This window comes from Nitrosophilus sp. (assembly GCF_982775275.1).
Genome location: NZ_CEXZHP010000261.1, coordinates 1 through 1,671 on the forward strand (window position 1 = coordinate 1; position 1,671 = coordinate 1,671).

Here is a 1,671-nt window from a genome sequence, read left to right on the forward strand (position 1 = left end):
TCTTTCTTTCAATTTGTAGTCATTGGCTCTATTGCTGAACTCACCCCTGTCCGTCACTTTTCCAATGGCGTTGAGATTCTGTATTATTTTGCCAATTTCTCCTACTCTGGAACCTATCAGCTTTCTGGTGACATCACTGTAATACTGGTTTTCTTGTGAAATTGTGAGATCGCTATCTCTTATAACGAAAATGTTGCGGAAATCAGCCGCAGAGATGACTTTAGTCAGACTGTTGTCCTCCTCTGGAAGCTTACAATCTTTCCCCCTGTAATTGATAATGACGTACCCTTCAGGGAACTCAGAGACTCTATCGATTCTGCTGAAAATTCCGTGCTCATTTTTCAGGATCATCTTCAAAAGTGCGTCAACGATTAGGGTTTTTCCTCTCTCGTTGTTACCCCATAATATGGTGAAATCGCCCAGTTCTATTGTGCCGGTATCTTTTAACGGACCATATCTGAAGATTCTGAACTCTCTGATCCTCACCTGAACATCTCTATCATGGCTTTGATAACATATTCAGTAATTTCCTTTTTTTATCGTCATCGAACTCTTTCTCTCCTAGTCGCTTGGTAAATTCCTTGAAAAGATTGTTGTTGAGAACGTAAGAAAGATCGTGTGTCTCGTTATGAACTGCAGAAATAAAAGAGGCGTACTTTTCCTGTACTTTGGACAGATGTTCGTTAAAGTCAGACTCTGTGATGGCGTGTCTGGAAGAATCAATGTATCCTTTAACCTGAACCGTTATGTTGCAGTTGGGGCCTGAAGTATTAAGAAAAGTTTCGATTTGTTCGTCAACATATTTTACAGGGTCTTTTTCTACAAAAGGATCCAGATCAATCTGGATGTATTCATAGTGAAATGTATCCAGTGTAACTTCTTTAGGGGCTTTACCAACTTCAAAGACGTTAACTTTTCTTTTGCCTAATTCTTTGCTGGTGACTGATACCGGAGAACCTGGATAAACAAAATAACCGCCAGTGGGAAGCTCTATTACGTCAAAATTTGTATGAAAGTGTCCTGCAAGCACATATTCTATCTTCATGTCCTTAAAATATGCCCTTTTGACAGGCATATATCGCTTATTTCCTTCATCACCGAATCCTTTCAGCCACTGGTAGATATCTGTTAGCTCACCGTGAAATATGAGAATGTTCGTCTTTTTGTCATCCATTCTTTCATTCATGTCATATAATCTTTCAAAGACCTCCTCCTCTCTGAGTTCTTCATATGGCAGACCCCAAAAATCTACATTTTCTGTTGTATAAGGATTCATGTAATCATTAATTACTTCAACATTATTTCCCCAGTAGCGCCCACTTTCGAACACTTCATAATCATGATTTCCAGGGAGTATCAAAGTCGTAAAACTGGAGTCCTCGAATAGCTTTCGTACATGTGGCCTTAGTGACTCACCGTCAATCCCCTTGTCAAACATGTCCCCGGTTATAACCAGAACATCTACCTTATAAGCAGTGCATAAACCAATGATTTTCTCTAAAGCTTGCCATCTTTCATCTCCCTTTTTACGGATATGAATATCAGCAGTATGAAGAATTCTCATGGCAATAAGCTGGTAGGTATCTTCATCTTTAAGGAAAAATTAGCAATTTTTAGTTTCTTCTGCAAGTTTTTCGTCAGGTTTTATAACGCATTTAATTGGTAAATTAA

Annotated in this window: 2 protein-coding genes; both read right to left on the reverse strand. The window is 38.7% G+C overall.

Annotated features, from left to right (window positions below):
* The coding region (locus tag AC30RD_RS09040; RefSeq protein ID WP_489494199.1) for an AAA family ATPase at positions 1 to 486 on the reverse strand (486 nt) is incomplete at its 3' end.
* Between the two features lie 13 nt (positions 487 to 499).
* Positions 500 to 1,564 (reverse strand): metallophosphoesterase family protein, encoded by a 1,065-nt coding sequence (locus tag AC30RD_RS09045; RefSeq protein ID WP_489494201.1) that lies wholly within the window; start codon positions 1,562 to 1,564, stop codon positions 500 to 502.
* Positions 1,565 to 1,671 lie beyond the last annotated feature (107 nt).

What these genes read in the sequence shown, in the direction of transcription:
- AC30RD_RS09045 (WP_489494201.1), bottom strand. Translation starts at nt 1,564, where the DNA reads ATGAGAATTCTTCATACTGCTGATATTCATATCCGTAAAAAGGGAGAT.